The sequence below is a fragment of the Herbaspirillum sp. VT-16-41 genome (assembly GCF_001994935.1).
Lineage (GTDB): Bacteria > Pseudomonadota > Gammaproteobacteria > Burkholderiales > Burkholderiaceae_D > Herbaspirillum > Herbaspirillum frisingense.
This window is the reverse complement of record NZ_MUXB01000108.1, coordinates 110,112-126,090: the sequence shown is the minus strand read 5'-3', so window position 1 is coordinate 126,090 and position 15,979 is coordinate 110,112. Positions and strand designations below refer to the sequence as shown.

The window sequence follows — 15,979 nt, the reverse complement described above, 5'->3', positions numbered from 1 at the left end:
GGGTGCTGCGCCCGTACGATTCAATCTTCCTTGAGGGCGCGGCTGACGATTTCCTGGGCTTCGGCAAAGATCTTGTCCAGGTGGGTCTGGTCGCGGAAGCTCTCGCCGTAGATCTTGTAGATGTTCTCGGTGCCGGACGGACGGGCAGCAAACCAGCCGTTGTCGGTAACGATCTTCAGGCCACCGAAGGCCTTGCCGTTGGCCGGCGCCGTCGTCATGACTTCGCGGATCGGTTCGCCGGCCAGTTCGGTGGAACTGACATCGGCCGGCGACAGGCGCGACAGCCGCGCCTTCTGCTCGGGCGTGGCGGCGGCTTCCTTGCGGCCGTTCAGCGGCGCGCCCAGTTGCCGGGTCAGGTCGGCGTAGATCTGGCCCGGGTCGTTGCCGGTGCGGGCCGTCATCTCGGCCGCCAGCAGGGCGGCGGTGATGCCGTCCTTGTCGGTGCTCCAGGGCTGGCCGTCGAAGCGCACGAAGGAGGCACCGGCGCTTTCCTCGCAGCCGAAGGCCAGGCTGCCGTCATACAGCCCATCCACGAACCACTTGAAACCGACCGGCATTTCCAGCAGCTTGCGCCCCAGGTGATCGGCCACGCGATTGATCATCTGGCTGGATACCAGCGTCTTGCCGACGGCAGCATCGGCACGCCATGCCGGGCGATGACGGAACAGGTAGTACACCGCCACCGAGAGATAGTCATTGGCCGGCAGCAGGCCCCTGCTCTTGGCGACGATGCCATGACGGTCATGGTCGGTATCGCAGGCCATGGCCACATCGAAGCGATCCTTCAAGGCAATCAGTTCGCTCATGGCGTAGGGCGAGGACGGGTCCATGCGGATCTGCGCGTCCCAGTCCAGCGGCACGAAGCGGAAGCTGGCATCGACATCGGTATTGACCACTTCCAGGTTCAGCTTGTAGCGATCGGCAATGGCCGACCAGTAGTGCAGACCGGCACCGCCCAGCGGATCGACGCCGATCTTGACGTTGGCACCGGCGATGGCGGCCAGGTCGATGATATTGGGCAGGTCGCCGACGTAGTTGTCGAGGTAGTCGTAGCGGCGCGTGGTATCAGCCTTCAAGGCCTTTTCGAAGCTGACGCGCTGCACGCCCTTGAGCTGCTGCTCCAGATAGGCATTGGCGCGCTTCTCGATCCAGCCGGTGACATCGGAGTCGGAGGGGCCGCCATTGGGCATGTTGTACTTGAAGCCGCCGTTATCGGGCGGATTGTGGGACGGCGTGACCACGATGCCGTCAGCCAGCTTGTCGCGGTGCACGCGGTTGTGCGTGAGGATGGCATGCGAGACGGCCGGGGTGGGCGCGTAGGGGCTGCCCTCGGCCAGCATGGTCACCACTTCGTTGGCCGCCAGCACCTCCAGCGCGCTGTGCCAGGCCGGTTCGGACAAGGCATGGGTATCGATGCCGAGGAACAGCGGCCCCTTGAAGCCCTGCTCCTTGCGGTAATCGCAGATGGCCTGGGTGATGGCCAGCACGTGCCACTCATTGAAGCTGTGGGCATTGGCGTTGCCGCGATGACCGGAAGTACCAAAGGCGACCCGGTGCGCCGGCACGGACACATCCGGACGCAGGCTGTAATAGTTCGACAGCAGCACCGGCAGGTTGACCAGGGCGGAAGGAGCGGCACGTTTGCCGGCGAGGGGATTGACGCTACTCATGGTGTCTTTTATGGATGAATGGATAGCAGGAGAAACCCGGAAAACCGGGGAACGCGAAGCAGCGCCAGCCAACAGCGCGCGCCCGCGAAACTTATTCTTTTTTCAACATCAGAAATATTGTAACGCTTTGCTGCCGCATTGCAGCATTTCCGTGCAGGTCAGCGTGACGATTTGGTGACGATGTGATCAATGGAGCGCTTGCAGCGACTTCCAGCGATTTGCGCCGCTTGCTACGGATCATCTCTGGATGATTCCCGCAAACAACGCAAAATGCGCCCGGGCATAGGCACGGACGCATTCGCTGACGGCGCTGAGGCCGGCAAGCTGAAGGCGGACGTCACATCCGCCCTGCCCGCCCACCCCGTCAGGCTCGCCGGAAGGCGCGTACGATCACCAGCAGCACGATCGCACCCAGGGTCGCGGTGATGATCGAGGCCAGGATACCCCCGCCCACGGCGATGCCCAGCAGACCTGCCAGCCAGCCGCCGATGACGGCACCGACGATACCGATCAGGATGTCGGCCAGCAGACCGAAGCCGCCGCCCTTGACCAGCACACCGGCCAGCCAGCCGGCCACAGCACCAATGATCAGCCATGCGATGAGTCCGTGTTCCATGATGTTCCCTTTCCTAGCGTTCTGTCTTTCTTGGGTTGGTCGCGGAGTGCGCCGGCCCGCAGGCCATTGGCAACGCTCCTTCCTCTTCTCTGCGGGCGCTCGGCACAACAGATGAGGTCATCTTAGGAACATCGCTTGCCGCCAGGTATCGGACAGCGGCCCATTTCCTTGTAGGACAAGCCCGCCCGTGGCCGCTCATCTTCATCGACCCGGAATTCCCGGGGTGAGCGGCCTCCTGTTTTCCTACACGGCAAAAGGCGGCACTCCTATAGAGAGGAAGCGCGAGTTTTTTTAAGCTTGCTTCGCAGTAGAGCAGAGCAGCAAAAGCAGTGCAACAAGTACCAGGCACCGCCAGCACCAGACTTCTACGCCTTACTTACGTTGAACAACGTCGATCAAGAGCCGCCATCATGCCGACCCACGAGCCCAGCGCCCAGCAGCCCACCGCCTTCGCCAATCCCTATGCGCTGAGCGCATTCGGCACGCCGCCGCAGCGTGATGCCGACTTTGCCGACCACTATGCGCGCTATGCCCGCGAATCGGCCCAGTTGATGCAGCAGATCTCGCTGAAGGCGCCGCAACTGGCGGCTGTGCTTGAGCAACTCAACGAGGGTAGTACCCAGCACTCGCAGCATCGCATCGAACTCGACGCCGTGCCGTCGCAAACGGGCCCGAGCCACACCAGCCGCCCCGGCGGCAGCCTGCTCGACACCACTGCCAGCCTGCTCAGTCATGCCTTTCCCGGTGTGGCGCCGTTTTTCCACGGCTGCCGTGCCTTCCTTCATCTGAAGATGATCAAAAACAATCGACAGGCTTGAAGCGCATCCGCGCCCAATAGCCTGCACCGCGTCTGAGGGTGCCACGTCCTCCAACCCATCTACCTGGACCTATCATGAAAAAAATCACCAAAGCCGTCTTCCCCGTCGCTGGTCTGGGCAGCCGCTTCCTGCCTGCCACCAAGGCACAGCCCAAGGAAATGCTGCCCATCGTCGATAAGCCACTGATCCAGTACGCCGTCGAGGAAGCGGTCGAAGCCGGTATCACCGAGATGATCTTCATCACCGGCCGCAACAAGCGCGCCATCGAAGACCACTTCGACAAGGCCTATGAACTGGAGACCGAGCTGGAAGCCGCCGGCAAGGTCAAGCTGCTGGAAACCATCCGCAACGTCATTCCCAAGCACATCAACTGCGTCTATGTGCGCCAGGCCGAACCGCTGGGCCTGGGCCATGCCGTGCTGCTGGCCAAGCCGCTGGTGGGCGACGAGCCCTTCGCCGTGCTGCTGGCCGACGATTTCATGGATGCCGCCCCGGGCCAGAAGAATGTGATGGCACAGATGACCGCCCTCTACGAGCGCGAAGGAAAGAGCCTGCTGGCCGTGCAGGATGTGCCGCGTCCGGAAACCCGCCAGTACGGCATCGTCAGCGGCAGCGCCCATGGCGAACGCACCGAACTGCTGACCGGCATCGTCGAAAAGCCGGCGCCGGAAGATGCGCCCTCCACCCTGGCGGTGGTCGGCCGCTATGTCCTGACCCCGGCCATCTTCGAGCGCCTGGAAAACATCGGTACCGGCGCCGGTGGTGAAATCCAGCTCACCGATGCCATCTCGGCCCTGCTGCAACAGGAACAGATCCTGGCCTATCGCTACGAAGGTCAGCGCTTCGATTGCGGCTCCAAGTTGGGTTACCTGAAGGCCGCCGTGGCCATGGGCTTCAAGCACAAGGAAGTGGGTAGCGGCTTTGCCCAGTACCTGCAGGAATTTGCCGCCCAGCACGATCTGGCGCAGGCGGCCCAGCCCAAGGGACCGGCCACCGTCACCCCATTGAAGCCGACAGCGGCCAGCCCGTCAGCCCCCGTCCCGGCCAGTACCGAAAAGCAGCCAGCCGTAGCCCGTAGTGTCATGTAAGTCCCCGGTAGAGACCGTTGTTGATTGCAGTCCAGCCTCTGGCCGGACTGCTTTTTTTTCGTCCCTATGCTTCCCTACGCTTCGTATAAATTGTTTTGACCTTTGTCACAGAGTTTTAACCTGGACTTGTTAGCATCGCCGCCATGCATCTGCAGACATTCATTTCGCCAGCAACGACATGAATTGCGGCATCCCCGGCCAGGCAGCGTATGCTGTGGCCTCCGCACACCACTTGTAAACGTTTGCAGGCTGATAATGCAGCATGAAATCGTTGCCAGGAGCCTGGAGCGATTGCGGCAAAGGCGCAAAAAATATATATTGTTTATATCAATTTATCACAGGAGCGTTCATGGCCACCCGAGTTCAAGCCGCAGCAGCATCGACCGAAAAGAAGAAACCTGTCGCCAAGGCGGCAGCCCCCAAGCCCCCAGTCAAGAAGCCCGCAGTGCGCCCGGCTGCGCGTCCCGCTCCCAAGGCAGCCGCTGTAGCCAATCCGGCCCCGGAAGCGGTGAAGACTGAAAAGAAGGCAGAGAAGGTCGTCAAGCCGGTGAAGGTGGAGAAGGCCGAAAAGATCGAGAAGGTAGAGAAGGTCGCCAAGCCCAAGAAGGTCAAGCAGGTGCGTGACAGCTTCACCATGCCCGAGAACGAATACGCGGTCCTGGCCCAGGTCAAGAAGTCCTGCCTGAAGGCTGGCGTGGAGATCAAGAAGAGCGACCTGCTGCGCATCGGCGTGTCCCTGATCAAGAACCTCAAGATCGCCGAACTGAAGGACATCCTCAGCAGCCTGACCCCGCTGAAGGTCGGCCGCCCCAAGAAGTAAATCCTCCCGGGCAAGTCTGCCCTGCCGGCTTGCCCAGCGGTTCCCGCAAAAACAATGCCGCCCGGTCTCGATCGGGCGGCATTGTTTTTTGGTGTCAGGCGAGCCGGCTAATTCCTGTCCCCCATGCTGCGGATCACCCGCCAGCGGCCCTGATGGACCTGATACAGCGTAAACACCGGGTCCCGCAGGTTGCCCTCTGCATCGAAGGCGATCTGGCCGGTGATGCCCCGGTAGCGAATGCGGTGCAGTTCGGCCGTGACCTTGGCCGGCGCGAGCGAATCGGCCTCGCGCATGGCGGCGGCGATCACCCGCACGGCATCGTAGGCGAAGGGTGCGTAGAGATAGATGTCATCCTTGTAGCGGGCTTTCCAGGCGCTTTCGAAATGGCTCCATTGCGGCCCTTTGTAGGACGGCAGGCCAGGTTCCACCACGCTGGTCTCCTCACCGGCCACGCCGGCCAGGCGCAGGAAGGTCGGCCCCACCAGGCCACCGATGCCCACCAGGCGCGCGCGTATCTGCAGCCGGCGCAGGTCCTGCACCAGTTGCGCAGCCTGCGCATCCAGGCCGGCGAAGAAGACCACGTCGGGGTCGCTGGCGCGGATGCTGCGCAGGATGCTGTTGAAGTCCGAGGTCTTGCTGCTGACCTGATAGCGGCCCGCCACCCGCCCCTGCTGGGCGGTCACGGCGTTGACGAATTCCTGGGCATAGGTGGCGCCAAAGAGCGTGCTGTCATCGATGACGGCGATGCTGCGCGCCTTCAGGTCGTGCATGACGTACTGGGCCGTGTGGCGTGCGCCGTCGCCATCATGCGGCACGATGCGAAAGGCCGAGGCGTAGCCCTGGCGGGTATAGTCGGGCGCGGTCACGGCGGGCGCCACATGGGCAATCCCGGCAGCGGCATAGATGCGCGAGGCCGGTATGCCCACGCCGCTGTTCCAGTGCCCCACCACCGCCGCTACCCCGGTCTTGACGAAATACTGGGCCACCAGCTCGCCGGTCCGTGGATCGGCGCGGTCGTCCTGCGGCAGCAGCTTGAACAGCACCGGCTCGCCACCGATGACGGGCTTGCCGTTGTTGATGTCTTCCACCGCCAGCTGCGCGGCCCGCTCCAGACTTATCCCGGTACTGCCGGAGGGGCCCGACATGGGCGCCGCCAGGCCGATCAGCACGGTGCGCGGGGTAGCTGCTGCCGCACCGGATTGCATCGCCCATCCGGCGCCCAGAAGGACGGCGGAGAGCAGAATTGTTCTACGCATTACCTTGTTCATCCTTGTTGCTTGCGTGTGTTTTGCGTATGTCTTGCGTGTGTTTTGCTTGTGCCTTGCCTGCCGCCATCGCTAGCAGGTTTCGCGCCACCTCAGAAATTGAACTCCCAGTGGCAGGCCTGCCCGACTTGGATGCTGCCGCCAATGCCACCGATGACGATGGCGTTCTGGCCGAAGGTGAGGCCGCCGTCCACGCGGGGATTGGCGCGGTAGGCCGCCAGCGTGTCCAGCGGCTCGTCGGGCCATTGCGCGTCGCGCAGGCCGGTGTGCTGGTCGATGCCGGGGATCGGGCAACGGGCGCAGGGCTTGACCAGCTTCAGTTGCACCGCCTGCTCGCCCTCGCCAAAGCGCAGGGTATCGATGAAATCTTCCTCGTAAGGCTCCAGCCCGCTGATCACCAGGTTCGGCCGGAAACGGTCCATCGGCAGGCTTGGCGCCCCCTTGGCGGCCAGCCTGGCATTGAGGTCGTCCAGCGAGGCCTGACCGATCACCAGCAGCGGATAGCCGTCCGAGAACTGCGTCGTGGCCTGGTGCGCGCCGGTCCAGCGCTGGCTGCAGGCGCGCGTGACGGCCGGGTCGAAGCGCACCAGGCGCACCTCCTCGCCGAGGTAATGGGAGCACCAGTGACGGGCCGGCTCGCCCTGATCCAGGGCATCCAGATGGCTGTTCCAGACCTGCACCGCCAGGGTGGCCCCATCCTCGCCGGCAGCGGCCAGCCGCAAGGGCGGCATGCCGGGGGCACGCAGCACCAGCGCATCGCCCTCGAAGGCCGGCGTGATGCAGGCCATGCGCGGATGGTTGCGCTGGGTCAGAAAACGGCCCTGGCGGTCCACCAGCATCCAGTGGCGGTCCAGGGCCAGGCCCAGGGCGCCGATATCGGCACGCGTGACCGACAGGCCACCGCAGGATTTGACGGGATAGAAGCGGATGGCGCTGAGGGTGCTGATGGCGCTGGATGTCGACATGGCGATACTGGCCCAGGGAGCGGCGTCTGGCAGGCGCCGATAAAGAATGCAGATAAAGAATGCAGATGAAGTTTCGGCAAGACATTACCACAAGCTCGGCATTGGCTTGTGGCGGGAGCAACACTTCACCCTCGCTCATGCGACAATGCACGCCTGTTCACGAAGCTTTTCCTCACGGGAGTGCCATGCTGGTTGCCAAATTCTTCCATCTGCTGGGACTGACCATCTGGGTCGGCGGCATGTTCTTCGCCCACATGGCGCTGCGACCCGCGCTGGCGGTGCTGCACCCGGAGCAGCGACTGACGCTGATGTCGGCGGTGCTGGGCGGCTTCTTCATCTGGGTATGGGTGGCCATCGCGCTGGTGCTGGGCAGTGGGCTGCACATGATGGCGGTGATGGGTGGCGCTCACTTGCCGCCGTATGTCCATGCCATGAGCGGCATCGGCGCGGTGATGATGCTGATCTTCGCGCATATCTTCTTCGCCCCCTTCCGCCGCCTGAAACTGTCGTCCGCACAGCAGGACTGGGACCGCGCCTCGCGCGCGCTGCGCCAGATCCGCATGCTGGTGGGCATCAACCTGTGCCTGGGCCTGCTGACCATCGCCATCGGTGCACTGGGGCCGCTGGCTGCCTGACGCGGCGGGGTCCGCGCAAGATCACTATCCAAAAAGAGGGAGACGCCCGTGCTGAACGAATCGCAACGCCAGCAAGCCGCTGATCTGCTGTGGGACTGCTGGGCGCACAACCGCCGCATCCCGCACCTGCCGACCGAACTGCAACCGGTTGATCGCCAGGAAGCCTACGATATCCAGCGCCGCCTGGAAGCCCGCAGCTTCGCGCCGCTGGCCGGCTGGAAGATCGGCGCCACCGGGCCGGGCGGCCAGCAACTGCTCCAGGTCGACGCACCGCTGGCGGGCCGCCTGCTGGCAGAGCGCCTGCATCGCAGCGGGGCGCGCATCACCCTGGGCGACAACCTGATGAGCGTGCTGGAAGTGGAAGTAGCCTTCCGTATGCGCACGAGCCTGCCGCCGCGCGTCACGCCCTATACGCAGGAGGAAGTGCTGGATGCGGTGGGCTCCATCCACCCTGCCATCGAAATCCCCGACACCCGCTACGAACACTTCCGCCAGGTCGGCGCCGCGCAACTGATCGCCGACAACAGTTGCGCCGACCATTTCGTGCTGGGCGCACCGGCCGATGTGGACTGGCGCACCCTGGACCTGGCCGCCCTGGCCACCTCGGCCACCGTCGAAGGTGGCGGGCAGCAAAGCAGTGGCAACGGCGCCCAGGTGCTGGGCGATCCACGCATTGCGCTCACCTGGCTGGCCAATGAGCTGCGCGCGCATGGCCTGACGCTGGGTGCCGGTCACGTGGTGGCCAGCGGTTCCACCATCGTCCCCATGGCGGTGCGGGCCGGCCAGACGGTGCACGCCGAACTGGGCGTGCTGGGTACGGTGCTGGTGCATCTGGACTGAATCCGGGGATGAGCAATGCAAAAGGGATGAGCCCGGGCTCATCCCTTTTTTCATTGCGGCACGGCATCAAGCTGGCTTAATTGGCTTAACCGGCTTAGTTGGCCTTCTCGACGCCCGGCTTGACTTCCTCATAGCGGCGCGCCAGCTCCTGGCGCAGCGACTTGCGGATCACGGCGGCATCGAAGCGGCGCTTTTCCTCCTGCGAGAACGGGCGCAGCGGCGGCACCGGGATCGGCTTGCGCTGGTCGTCCACCGCCACCATCGTAAAGAAGCAGCTGTTGACGTGGCGGGTTTCCTGGGTGCGGATATTCTCGGCCACCACCTTGATGCCGATTTCCATGGAGGACTTGCCAGTGTGGTTGACGCTGGCCAGGAAGGTCACCAGCTCGCCCACGTGGATGGGCTGGCGGAACATCACCTGGTCCACCGACAGCGTCACCACATACTGGCCGGCGTAGCGGCTGCCGCAGGCATAGGCAACCTGGTCGAGCAGCTTGAGGATGGTTCCCCCGTGCACGTTGCCGGCGAAATTGGCCATGTCCGGGGTCATCAGGACCGTCATGGTGAGTTGGTGAGATGGCAGATCCATGGTGCGAGGCTCTCTCTGTAGTGGTGGCGATGGGTTGATCATGGGATGGCGCGGCGTCCCGCTACGGGCACTCCCCCGAGTGCACAGGCGACCGGCACGGCCGGCTTTCGTGGAGGAAAGCCGACTGCGGCCGACATTATCGGCCAGCCAGCCCTGCCATGGCAAAAAAACTCGCGTCCACGGTCAGGGCCGCTCCCGTTCAGGCCCGCACCACCGGCTCGGCTGCGGCGAAATGCTCCTCGCAATTGCGCAGGAACTGGCGTACCGAGGCGCTGATGGCCTCCGGCGACCAGCCGGCCACGTGCGGCGTCAATACCACATTGGGCAGGCCGATCAGGGCTGCCGGCGGTTTCGGTTCGCCTTCGTAGACGTCCAGGCCGGCACCGGCCACGCGGCCGGCGGCCAGTGCCGCGGCCAGGGCTTCGGTATCGACCACGCTGCCGCGACCGATATTGACCAGGTAACCGCGGGGGCCGAGCTCTTCCAGCACCCGCGCATTGATCAGGTGCCGGGTCTGGGCGCCGCCTGGGGCGGCCACGATCAGGCAGTCGGCCCAGCCTGCCAGTTGGGCGACATCGGGGAAGTAGTGGTAGTCGACATCATCGCGCTTCTTGCGGTTGCAGTAGGCGATGTCGGCGTCGAAGGCAGCGGCGCGGCGGGCGATCTTCTTGCCGATATTGCCCATGCCGACGATGCCCACACGCTTGCCGGCCAGTTGCGGCTGCAGCGGGATGGTTTCGCGCCAGCCACCGTCGCGGGTGTAGCGGTCCAGTACCGGGATGTTGCGCACGATGGCCAGCAGCAGCCCCATGGCGTGATCGGCCACGCAATCCTCGTTGGTACCGGCTCCGGAGGCAATCTCGATGCCATGGGCCTGAGCGTGGGCGGCGTCGATGTTCTCCACCCCGGCGCCCAGTGCGCAGACCAGTTGCAGGTGCGGCAAGGCGCGCATTTCATCGGCGGTCAGGCCGGTGGTGCCATTGGTGAGCACCACGGCAACCTTGCGGGCCGGGCCTGCAATCATCTCGTCACGGCGCTGGCGGTCTGGCGCGTAGAGGATGTCGTAGTGGGCCGCGATGGTGGCGGTGCTTTCTTCGGAAAGATGGATCAGGACGAGTAAGGGCGGTTTCATGAAAGGCCTGGCGATGCGGATGAAGGAAAATGCAGTGCCCGCCATTCTATTGCGAATTGCGCAATCAGTCCGGCAGAGGTCAAACCGCCTTCATGCGAATTCCATGCCACCAGCGCAAACAGGCCCGACGCGCCATGCGGCGCCCGGGCCTGTCGGGGTTGCGACGGCGCAGGGCCGGCGCGTGGTCTTGCTCAGTGCGACCTGCTCAATGCCGCGCCTGTTCTTTTTCCAGCATCTCGTGCGCTACCTGGCGCGCGCCCTGCTCGGCCGCTTTCTCGTCGGCGAATGTCTGGTCTGGCAGCACGCGCTGGACCGGAAACACCGGATTACGGTGCATGGGGTTGATGGAATGGCCGAAGATGGCGACCTGCGCCACCCATTCGTCACCGCCGATCACGCGTACACCGGCGTACTCGACTTCATAGTCGCCCACTTGTTCGGTTGGCATGATGTGTCTCCTCTTGTCCGCTTGTGTCCGCTTCTGTCCGGCCCTCAGGCCGCACCGTCGCCGGCACGCTGGTCCAGATGGGTGATGGCATAGCCCTTTTCGCCGATCTGCATGAAGGCGTCCTCCGCCTCCAGGGTGAAATGCCGCTTGCCGTCGCGTTCAAAGTCCACGTTCTGCTCGTGGATCTGCCAATCGGTATTGGTGACTTCTTCCGGTAGGGCTTTTTCGTGCGGCAAGACGAGGTAGGAAAACAGACCTTCGCCGTCCGGGCGCTTGTAGACATCGACTTTCATCGGGGGGGCCTCCTGGTCGGGTTGAACGAGGGCGCTGCACGGTGGGTTACCGGGTGCGCCTGCTTGGTGCGACTGGACGGCAGCACATTGGTTCGACGAATGGGAATGCAATGGCCATAAAGCGTGTTGCGCTGTCAGCCTGATCCCACAGGCCGGACCGCCCTGCAGAGGTGCTGCATCGTGATTTATTCAAGATAGCACCGCCCCTGTGACGATGCCAGGAAGAAATCGCGCCCCTGCCCGCTCAGTCGAGCTGGCGCCGCAACCACGCCAGCGCACCCGCAAGGCTGCGGAAATCAGCCAGGGAGCGGCACTGCAGTTGCGGATGACGCTCGCGCAGCATGCGCGAAAGCGCTGCACCCGGCCCCAGTTCCAGGGCCACGGTGACGCCACGTTCGACGCAGGCGTCCATGCATGCCGCCCACTGGATGGGCTCGGTCAGCTGACGCAGCAGCAGGCCCTGTGCCTGTCGGGCATCGGCGACAGCCTGCCCGGTGACGCCGGCCAGCAAGGTGAATTCAGGGGCCTGCCTGACCATGGCGGCCAGACTTGCTGCCAGCGGCGCCACCGCTGCCTGCATCAACGGCGTATGCGAGGCCAGCCCGACCGGCAGGGCCGAGCTGCGTGCTCCCATTGCGGCGAGCTCGACAGCGGCTGTCTGCAGCGCCGTGTCGCTCCCCCCGGCAATGAGCGTATCGTCGCCGGTAATGATGGCCACGTGCGCGCCATGCCGTTCCAGCGTGCTCTGCGCCGAAGCCAGCGCAATACCGCCCACTGCCATCAGGCCCTGCGCCGGTTGTGCGCTGGCAGCCTGCGTCATGCACGCGGCCCGCTGTGCCGCCAGCACGACCGTGGCCGAGGCCGGGATCACGCCGGCAATCGCCTGGGCCGATAGCTCGCCCACGCTGTAGCCGGCCACCACCGCCGGAGGCCCGGCCAATGCCGCCAGCGGTTCGCGCAAGGCTTGCCAGGCCGCCAGCTGGGCGGCGACGATCAGGGGCTGGGCATTGCGGTTGGCGTAGAGCTGGGCCGGGTCCGCCAGTACCTGTTGCAGCGGCGCCTGCAACAGGCCGGCGAGATCACATTGGGCCAGGAATAGCGCGGCCTGCGCATCCTCATTCAGCAGATCGAACATGGCGGCATGCTGCGCGCCCTGCCCCGGACAGAGAATGGCCAGCCGCATGCTCATCCGCGCTCACCGTCCAGCAGACCGACCTGATGCAACAGACAGGCCGCCGCCAGCAGATCGGCCGCACCGCCCGGTGACAGGCGCTGCGCCACGAAGGCGCGGTGACAATCCAGCGCTTGCTGCTGCCATCCCGCCCGGGCCGACCCGCCGGCTGCCAGGAAAGCGGCGCTGCGCGCACGCACCAGCGCCGCGCCGGCCGCACCGCCACGGTGATAGACGTTGGTATCGCTGAGCTGGGCCATCAGGGCGAACAGGGCATCGATGCTGGCGCAGGTCCAGTCGCGCCCCTGCGCCAACGTGGCCTGCAACTGCGGCAAGGCCACCTCGAAGACCGCCGGAAAACCCAGCGCCCCCTCTTCCCGCGCACCGCCCACCGCATACTGTGCGGCGACCTGCTGGCCATGGCTGGACGGCGAGTGAGGCTGCTCGCTCGCGCCGGCGATACTATGGCGCGCCAGCGCATCGCCCCACTGGATCAGCAGGGTGGCTCGAATGACTTGCGGCTGCAACGGCATCCTCCTTGCCCGACAGCAGGCCGTGGCCGCGCACAGCATGCCTAGCGCGAAAATGGCACCGCGATGCGTGTTGATGCCGCCCGTGGCGCGCAGCATGCGTTGCTCGGCGCTGATGGCCAGCGTCTGCAGGCGGTGGAAAGGCGCGGCCTCCAGGCCGGCAACGGCGATCTGGTAAAAGTAATGACGCAACGAGAACAGGCTGCGCAGGAAGGTCAGCGCATTCATGTCGGTGTGGCTGCCATTGTCCACCCGCGAAACCAGGCCGGGCTTGGGATAGAGCACCAGCTCGTGATACAGGCTGCGCACTGCCAGCCGTGCCAGCACGCGGCAGAAGGCCAGGTTGTCGCGCTCGGTCCGGCGCTTTTGCAGATGATGGACGGCCGCATCCAGGGTGGCCGGATGTGCCATCAGGCGGCGCATGGCTGCTCCTCCTGCGGCAGAGCGACCATCAGGGTGCCGACCCGCTCCAGCGCGACGCGGTTGGCACGCTTGACCAGCACCTGGCCCAGCTCTCCCGCGCCCAGTACCGCCACCTGCCGCCACTCCTTCCACGACACCGCAGCGCCATCGGGAAAGACGATCTCGCCATCCAGCGGCAGGAACATCGCCTGCCAGGCCAGCAGGCGCACACCACCCTCCAGCTGGCTGCGGCTGCGCGGGCAGAACAGCAGGTCGATATCGGAACTGGCGCGCAGGTAGGGCTCGGCCGTCACCGCCTGCCAGGCTAGCGAACCGAACACGGAAAGGGCGATGCCGGCGCGCTCCATGTGTTGCTGTAATTCGGCCAGCCCCGCCGGCCAGGACGAGGGCAGACCGCCCAGGCGGGCCGCCACGATATCGCGCAGCAGGAACGGGGCGCGACTGGCCGCCACTTCCTGCGGCGCCACGCGCAGCGCGATGCGGGGCTTGTTGCCCTGCGCATCCGGCGGCAGCGCGATACCGACGCAGAGCTCATCGGCGCGCGCATCGACATCAGTGCGGCGCACCACCACCGGCCAGTGCATGCGCTGCCAGTGCGCCAGGCTGGCGCGCTGGCGTTCGTCCACGCTGTCTTGCTGCAGGCGCTGCCAGGCGGCGTCGTGCAACCAGAGCAGATGGTGCCGCCCGGGAGGTTGCGACGGACTCATCCGTTCAGCGGCACATCATTGGCCACGGCCTGGATGACGCGCTGCGCCCACTTGCGTCCGCCCCGCTCCAACCCCACGGCGGCACGGTTGTCGGCGCTGTCATCGGTCGTCAGCGCCGCGCTCAGGGCCTGGGCCAGGTCGTCGTGCCAGATCTCGGCCACGCCGCCCATGCGCAGATAGTTTTCCGGTCCGGGGGCAAACACCGGGTTGCTCCTGGCCAGTTCGGTCAGGCGCTCTTCCGGGACCTTGGTGATGCGCGCCATGGCCGGCAGGCCCATGACGCGGATGGTGGCATCGGGCAGCGCATAGCAGGCGTCGGCGATCAGGCCGCTGGTGATGAAGCCGCCCGACAGGGCCTGGTCATAGACCAGCCCGATCACGCGGTGGCCCTGGCGGCGCGCCAGTTCCACGCACTTGCCCAGATGCGCCATGTAGCTGTTGATGCCCAGCATTTCGTCGCGGTGACGCAGACGCTGGCCCTGGGTATCGACCAGGATCACGATGGGCCGACCGGGATGCTCGCGCACCGTCTGCAGGATGACGCTGGCCTGGGCCAGTGCGATCTCGATGCCGATGGGCGTGTGAGCGGTGGTGCCGACCACGGTGACGGTGCGACCGTCGACCTGGGCGGTGCCGGAGAGGAAGTGGTCCTTCTCGCTGATCTGCTGGCCCTGCGGGAACAGGGTCTGTGCCAGCGTGCGCCAGTCGACCTGGCTCGGAGTGGGTGTTTGACTCATGGCTCTCTCTCAGGCTTTGAAGGGAATGCGCAGGCCCTGGGCCATGGCGGTGAAGGCGGCCGCTTCCAGCATCGGCACTGTCTCAGGGCGTTCCACGCCCAGCTCGGCCCAGATATCCATCGGGTCTTCGGCGTGGCCGAAGGTGGCGATGCGACGGCGCAGCATTTCCTGTTCGGCTTCCAGGGCGGCCAATGTCAGCTCGGGCGCGCCGGACTGGGCCAGCGCAGTCAGGGCATCCATGGCGGCCTGGCGGAAGGCGTCGGTGTCATCGCTCACCAGTTGCTGACAATCGCCGATCAGGTAGCGATGCTTGCCGCCGGTGGTGCGCCAGACCAGGGCGCGATCGCGCGAGTCGAACTCCTCCACGCCATTGGCAGTCTCAATCACTTCCGGCCCGGACATGGCCAGCCTTCCCTCCTCGGACATGATGACCGTGTTGGCGCAGCGGGCGACGATGCCCATGCCACCGAAGCAGCCATTGGCACCCCCCACCAGCACGATCACGGGGATGCCGGCGGCGCGGGCTTCCAGCACGGCGCGCATCACCTCGGAGACGGCGATCAGGCCGGCATTGGCTTCGTGCAGGCGCACGCCACCGGTCTCCAGCAACAGGACCACGCCGGCCACCTGCTTGCGGATGGCGCGCTTGATCAGGCCGACCAGCTTGGCGCCGTGCACCTCGCCCACCGCCCCGCCCATGAAGCCGCCTTCCTGCGCGGCGGCCATCACCGGGCGTCCGCCCAGCAGGCCTTCGCCGATGATGACGCCATCATCGAAGGACACCGGTGCATCCAGTTGCCCCAGATGCGGGCTCACCACCCGCTGCGCGGGCGGCAACAGTTCATTGAAACTGCCGGCATCGAGCAAGCCCAGGATGCGTTCCCGGGCCGTGGCTTCCAGATAGCTCGCGCTCATGCGCCCTCCTCGACCATGGCTTCCACCGCCTGGTCCAGGCGCAGGCTGACCACGGCAGGCGTGGCGCCCATGTCGTTGATGGAGATGCGGGCATCGGCCAGTTGCCAGCGCTGCTGGAAGTCGCCCACCACCGCCTCCCAGATGGCGCCGAAACCACGGGCAGCGGTCTTGATCTCGATCGCGCAGGCGCCCTTGAGATCGACATTCTCGATCAGCACTTCGAGGTTGCCGGAGCTGACCACGCCCACCAGTTCGGGCGCAGCCTTCAGGCGGCGGCGCCCTTGTTCAAAGCGAAAATTCAGAGTTTCCATCGTCTT

19 protein-coding genes are annotated in these 15,979 nt (G+C 65.3%); 5 read left to right on the top strand and 14 right to left on the bottom strand.

What is annotated here, in order from left to right; genetic code table 11:
• Positions 1–20: 20 nt before the first annotated feature.
• Together pgm and BTM36_RS14290 are read right to left on the bottom strand one after the other, a co-directional pair.
• Positions 21–1,670 carry a phosphoglucomutase (alpha-D-glucose-1,6-bisphosphate-dependent) gene (gene pgm, locus BTM36_RS14295; RefSeq protein WP_077236814.1) on the bottom strand — a complete coding sequence of 550 codons (1,650 nt, stop codon included), beginning with the start codon at positions 1,668–1,670 and terminating at the stop codon, positions 21–23.
• A gap of 364 nt (positions 1,671–2,034) precedes the next feature.
• Positions 2,035–2,286, bottom strand: coding sequence for a GlsB/YeaQ/YmgE family stress response membrane protein (locus tag BTM36_RS14290; RefSeq protein ID WP_006463945.1), 252 nt, complete (start codon positions 2,284–2,286; stop codon positions 2,035–2,037).
• A 410-nt stretch (positions 2,287–2,696) separates the two neighbouring features.
• Here BTM36_RS14290 and BTM36_RS29010 point away from each other — a divergent pair, with 410 nt between their 5' ends.
• The 3 genes from BTM36_RS29010 (at position 2,697) to BTM36_RS14275 (ending at position 5,012) form a co-directional block, all read left to right on the top strand.
• Positions 2,697–3,104 carry a hypothetical protein gene (locus tag BTM36_RS29010; protein ID WP_077236813.1) on the top strand — a complete coding sequence of 136 codons (408 nt, stop codon included), beginning with the start codon at positions 2,697–2,699 and terminating at the stop codon, positions 3,102–3,104.
• A gap of 74 nt (positions 3,105–3,178) precedes the next feature.
• Positions 3,179–4,192, top strand: coding sequence for a UTP--glucose-1-phosphate uridylyltransferase GalU (galU, locus tag BTM36_RS14280; RefSeq protein ID WP_077236812.1), 1,014 nt, complete (start codon positions 3,179–3,181; stop codon positions 4,190–4,192).
• 349 nt (positions 4,193–4,541) lie between these two features.
• The gene (locus BTM36_RS14275; protein ID WP_077236811.1) at positions 4,542–5,012 is read left to right on the top strand and encodes a hypothetical protein; all 471 of its coding nucleotides are present in this window, start codon (positions 4,542–4,544) and stop codon (positions 5,010–5,012) included.
• A gap of 107 nt (positions 5,013–5,119) precedes the next feature.
• Here the strand turns inward: BTM36_RS14275 and BTM36_RS14270 are convergent, their stop codons facing one another.
• Entirely contained in the window at positions 5,120–6,268 is a 1,149-nt protein-coding gene (locus BTM36_RS14270; protein WP_254427009.1) for a branched-chain amino acid ABC transporter substrate-binding protein, read from the bottom strand.
• A gap of 101 nt (positions 6,269–6,369) precedes the next feature.
• The gene (locus tag BTM36_RS14265) at positions 6,370–7,242 is read right to left on the bottom strand and encodes an MOSC domain-containing protein (protein WP_077236809.1); all 873 of its coding nucleotides are present in this window, start codon (positions 7,240–7,242) and stop codon (positions 6,370–6,372) included.
• 185 nt (positions 7,243–7,427) lie between these two features.
• Here BTM36_RS14265 and BTM36_RS14260 point away from each other — a divergent pair, with 185 nt between their 5' ends.
• On the top strand, positions 7,428–7,877 hold the full coding sequence (locus BTM36_RS14260; protein ID WP_077236808.1) for a CopD family protein: 450 nt from the start codon (positions 7,428–7,430) through the stop codon (positions 7,875–7,877).
• Positions 7,878–7,925: 48 nt separating this feature from the next.
• On the top strand, positions 7,926–8,717 hold the full coding sequence (locus BTM36_RS14255; RefSeq protein ID WP_077236807.1) for a 2-keto-4-pentenoate hydratase: 792 nt from the start codon (positions 7,926–7,928) through the stop codon (positions 8,715–8,717).
• A gap of 94 nt (positions 8,718–8,811) precedes the next feature.
• Here the strand turns inward: BTM36_RS14255 and BTM36_RS14250 are convergent, their stop codons facing one another.
• The 10 genes from BTM36_RS14250 to mdcC form a co-directional block, all read right to left on the bottom strand.
• Complete coding sequence (locus tag BTM36_RS14250; RefSeq protein WP_006463953.1) at positions 8,812–9,306, bottom strand: acyl-CoA thioesterase; 495 nt, start codon at positions 9,304–9,306, stop codon at positions 8,812–8,814.
• A 199-nt stretch (positions 9,307–9,505) separates the two neighbouring features.
• Positions 9,506–10,438 (bottom strand): 2-hydroxyacid dehydrogenase, encoded by a 933-nt coding sequence (locus tag BTM36_RS14245; protein ID WP_077236875.1) that lies wholly within the window; start codon positions 10,436–10,438, stop codon positions 9,506–9,508.
• A gap of 205 nt (positions 10,439–10,643) precedes the next feature.
• The gene (locus tag BTM36_RS14240) at positions 10,644–10,886 is read right to left on the bottom strand and encodes a hypothetical protein (RefSeq protein ID WP_006463955.1); all 243 of its coding nucleotides are present in this window, start codon (positions 10,884–10,886) and stop codon (positions 10,644–10,646) included.
• Positions 10,887–10,930: 44 nt separating this feature from the next.
• Positions 10,931–11,179: a DUF6139 family protein gene (locus BTM36_RS14235; protein ID WP_006463956.1), complete on the bottom strand. Its 249-nt coding sequence runs from the start codon at positions 11,177–11,179 to the stop codon at positions 10,931–10,933.
• 244 nt (positions 11,180–11,423) lie between these two features.
• Positions 11,424–12,368 carry an ACP S-malonyltransferase gene (locus BTM36_RS14230; RefSeq protein WP_077236806.1) on the bottom strand — a complete coding sequence of 315 codons (945 nt, stop codon included), beginning with the start codon at positions 12,366–12,368 and terminating at the stop codon, positions 11,424–11,426.
• Positions 12,365–13,303 (bottom strand): triphosphoribosyl-dephospho-CoA synthase MdcB, encoded by a 939-nt coding sequence (mdcB, locus tag BTM36_RS14225; RefSeq protein WP_077236805.1) that lies wholly within the window; start codon positions 13,301–13,303, stop codon positions 12,365–12,367. Before mdcB ends, BTM36_RS14230 begins: the two co-directional genes overlap by 4 nt.
• Entirely contained in the window at positions 13,291–14,010 is a 720-nt protein-coding gene (gene mdcG / locus BTM36_RS14220; protein ID WP_077236804.1) for a malonate decarboxylase holo-[acyl-carrier-protein] synthase, read from the bottom strand. The genes mdcB and mdcG overlap by 13 nt, the downstream gene beginning before the upstream one ends.
• On the bottom strand, positions 14,007–14,747 hold the full coding sequence (gene mdcE / locus BTM36_RS14215) for a biotin-independent malonate decarboxylase subunit gamma (RefSeq protein WP_077236803.1): 741 nt from the start codon (positions 14,745–14,747) through the stop codon (positions 14,007–14,009). The genes mdcG and mdcE overlap by 4 nt, the downstream gene beginning before the upstream one ends.
• 9 nt (positions 14,748–14,756) lie before the next feature.
• Positions 14,757–15,662, bottom strand: coding sequence for a biotin-independent malonate decarboxylase subunit beta (locus BTM36_RS14210; protein ID WP_077236802.1), 906 nt, complete (start codon positions 15,660–15,662; stop codon positions 14,757–14,759).
• A complete protein-coding gene (gene mdcC / locus BTM36_RS14205; protein WP_006463962.1) occupies positions 15,659–15,973 on the bottom strand; it encodes a malonate decarboxylase acyl carrier protein in 315 nt (104 codons plus the stop codon). The genes BTM36_RS14210 and mdcC overlap by 4 nt, the downstream gene beginning before the upstream one ends.
• Positions 15,974–15,979: the final 6 nt, after the last annotated feature.

Coding starts and splice junctions, on each gene's coding strand:
- BTM36_RS14245 (WP_077236875.1), bottom strand. CDS start 10,438: ATGAAACCGCCCTTACTCGTCCTGATCCATCTTTCCGAAGAAAGCACC.
- BTM36_RS14235 (WP_006463956.1), bottom strand. CDS start 11,179: ATGAAAGTCGATGTCTACAAGCGCCCGGACGGCGAAGGTCTGTTTTCC.
- BTM36_RS14230 (WP_077236806.1), bottom strand. CDS start 12,368: ATGAGCATGCGGCTGGCCATTCTCTGTCCGGGGCAGGGCGCGCAGCAT.
- BTM36_RS14250 (WP_006463953.1), bottom strand. CDS start 9,306: ATGGATCTGCCATCTCACCAACTCACCATGACGGTCCTGATGACCCCG.
- BTM36_RS14275 (WP_077236811.1), top strand. CDS start 4,542: ATGGCCACCCGAGTTCAAGCCGCAGCAGCATCGACCGAAAAGAAGAAA.
- mdcB (WP_077236805.1), bottom strand. CDS start 13,303: ATGCGCCGCCTGATGGCACATCCGGCCACCCTGGATGCGGCCGTCCAT.
- BTM36_RS14240 (WP_006463955.1), bottom strand. CDS start 10,886: ATGCCAACCGAACAAGTGGGCGACTATGAAGTCGAGTACGCCGGTGTA.
- BTM36_RS14265 (WP_077236809.1), bottom strand. CDS start 7,242: ATGTCGACATCCAGCGCCATCAGCACCCTCAGCGCCATCCGCTTCTAT.
- mdcG (WP_077236804.1), bottom strand. CDS start 14,010: ATGAGTCCGTCGCAACCTCCCGGGCGGCACCATCTGCTCTGGTTGCAC.
- BTM36_RS14290 (WP_006463945.1), bottom strand. CDS start 2,286: ATGGAACACGGACTCATCGCATGGCTGATCATTGGTGCTGTGGCCGGC.
- mdcE (WP_077236803.1), bottom strand. CDS start 14,747: ATGAGTCAAACACCCACTCCGAGCCAGGTCGACTGGCGCACGCTGGCA.
- BTM36_RS14210 (WP_077236802.1), bottom strand. CDS start 15,662: ATGAGCGCGAGCTATCTGGAAGCCACGGCCCGGGAACGCATCCTGGGC.
- BTM36_RS14260 (WP_077236808.1), top strand. CDS start 7,428: ATGCTGGTTGCCAAATTCTTCCATCTGCTGGGACTGACCATCTGGGTC.
- BTM36_RS14270 (WP_254427009.1), bottom strand. CDS start 6,268: ATGCGTAGAACAATTCTGCTCTCCGCCGTCCTTCTGGGCGCCGGATGG.
- BTM36_RS29010 (WP_077236813.1), top strand. CDS start 2,697: ATGCCGACCCACGAGCCCAGCGCCCAGCAGCCCACCGCCTTCGCCAAT.
- pgm (WP_077236814.1), bottom strand. CDS start 1,670: ATGAGTAGCGTCAATCCCCTCGCCGGCAAACGTGCCGCTCCTTCCGCC.
- galU (WP_077236812.1), top strand. CDS start 3,179: ATGAAAAAAATCACCAAAGCCGTCTTCCCCGTCGCTGGTCTGGGCAGC.
- mdcC (WP_006463962.1), bottom strand. CDS start 15,973: ATGGAAACTCTGAATTTTCGCTTTGAACAAGGGCGCCGCCGCCTGAAG.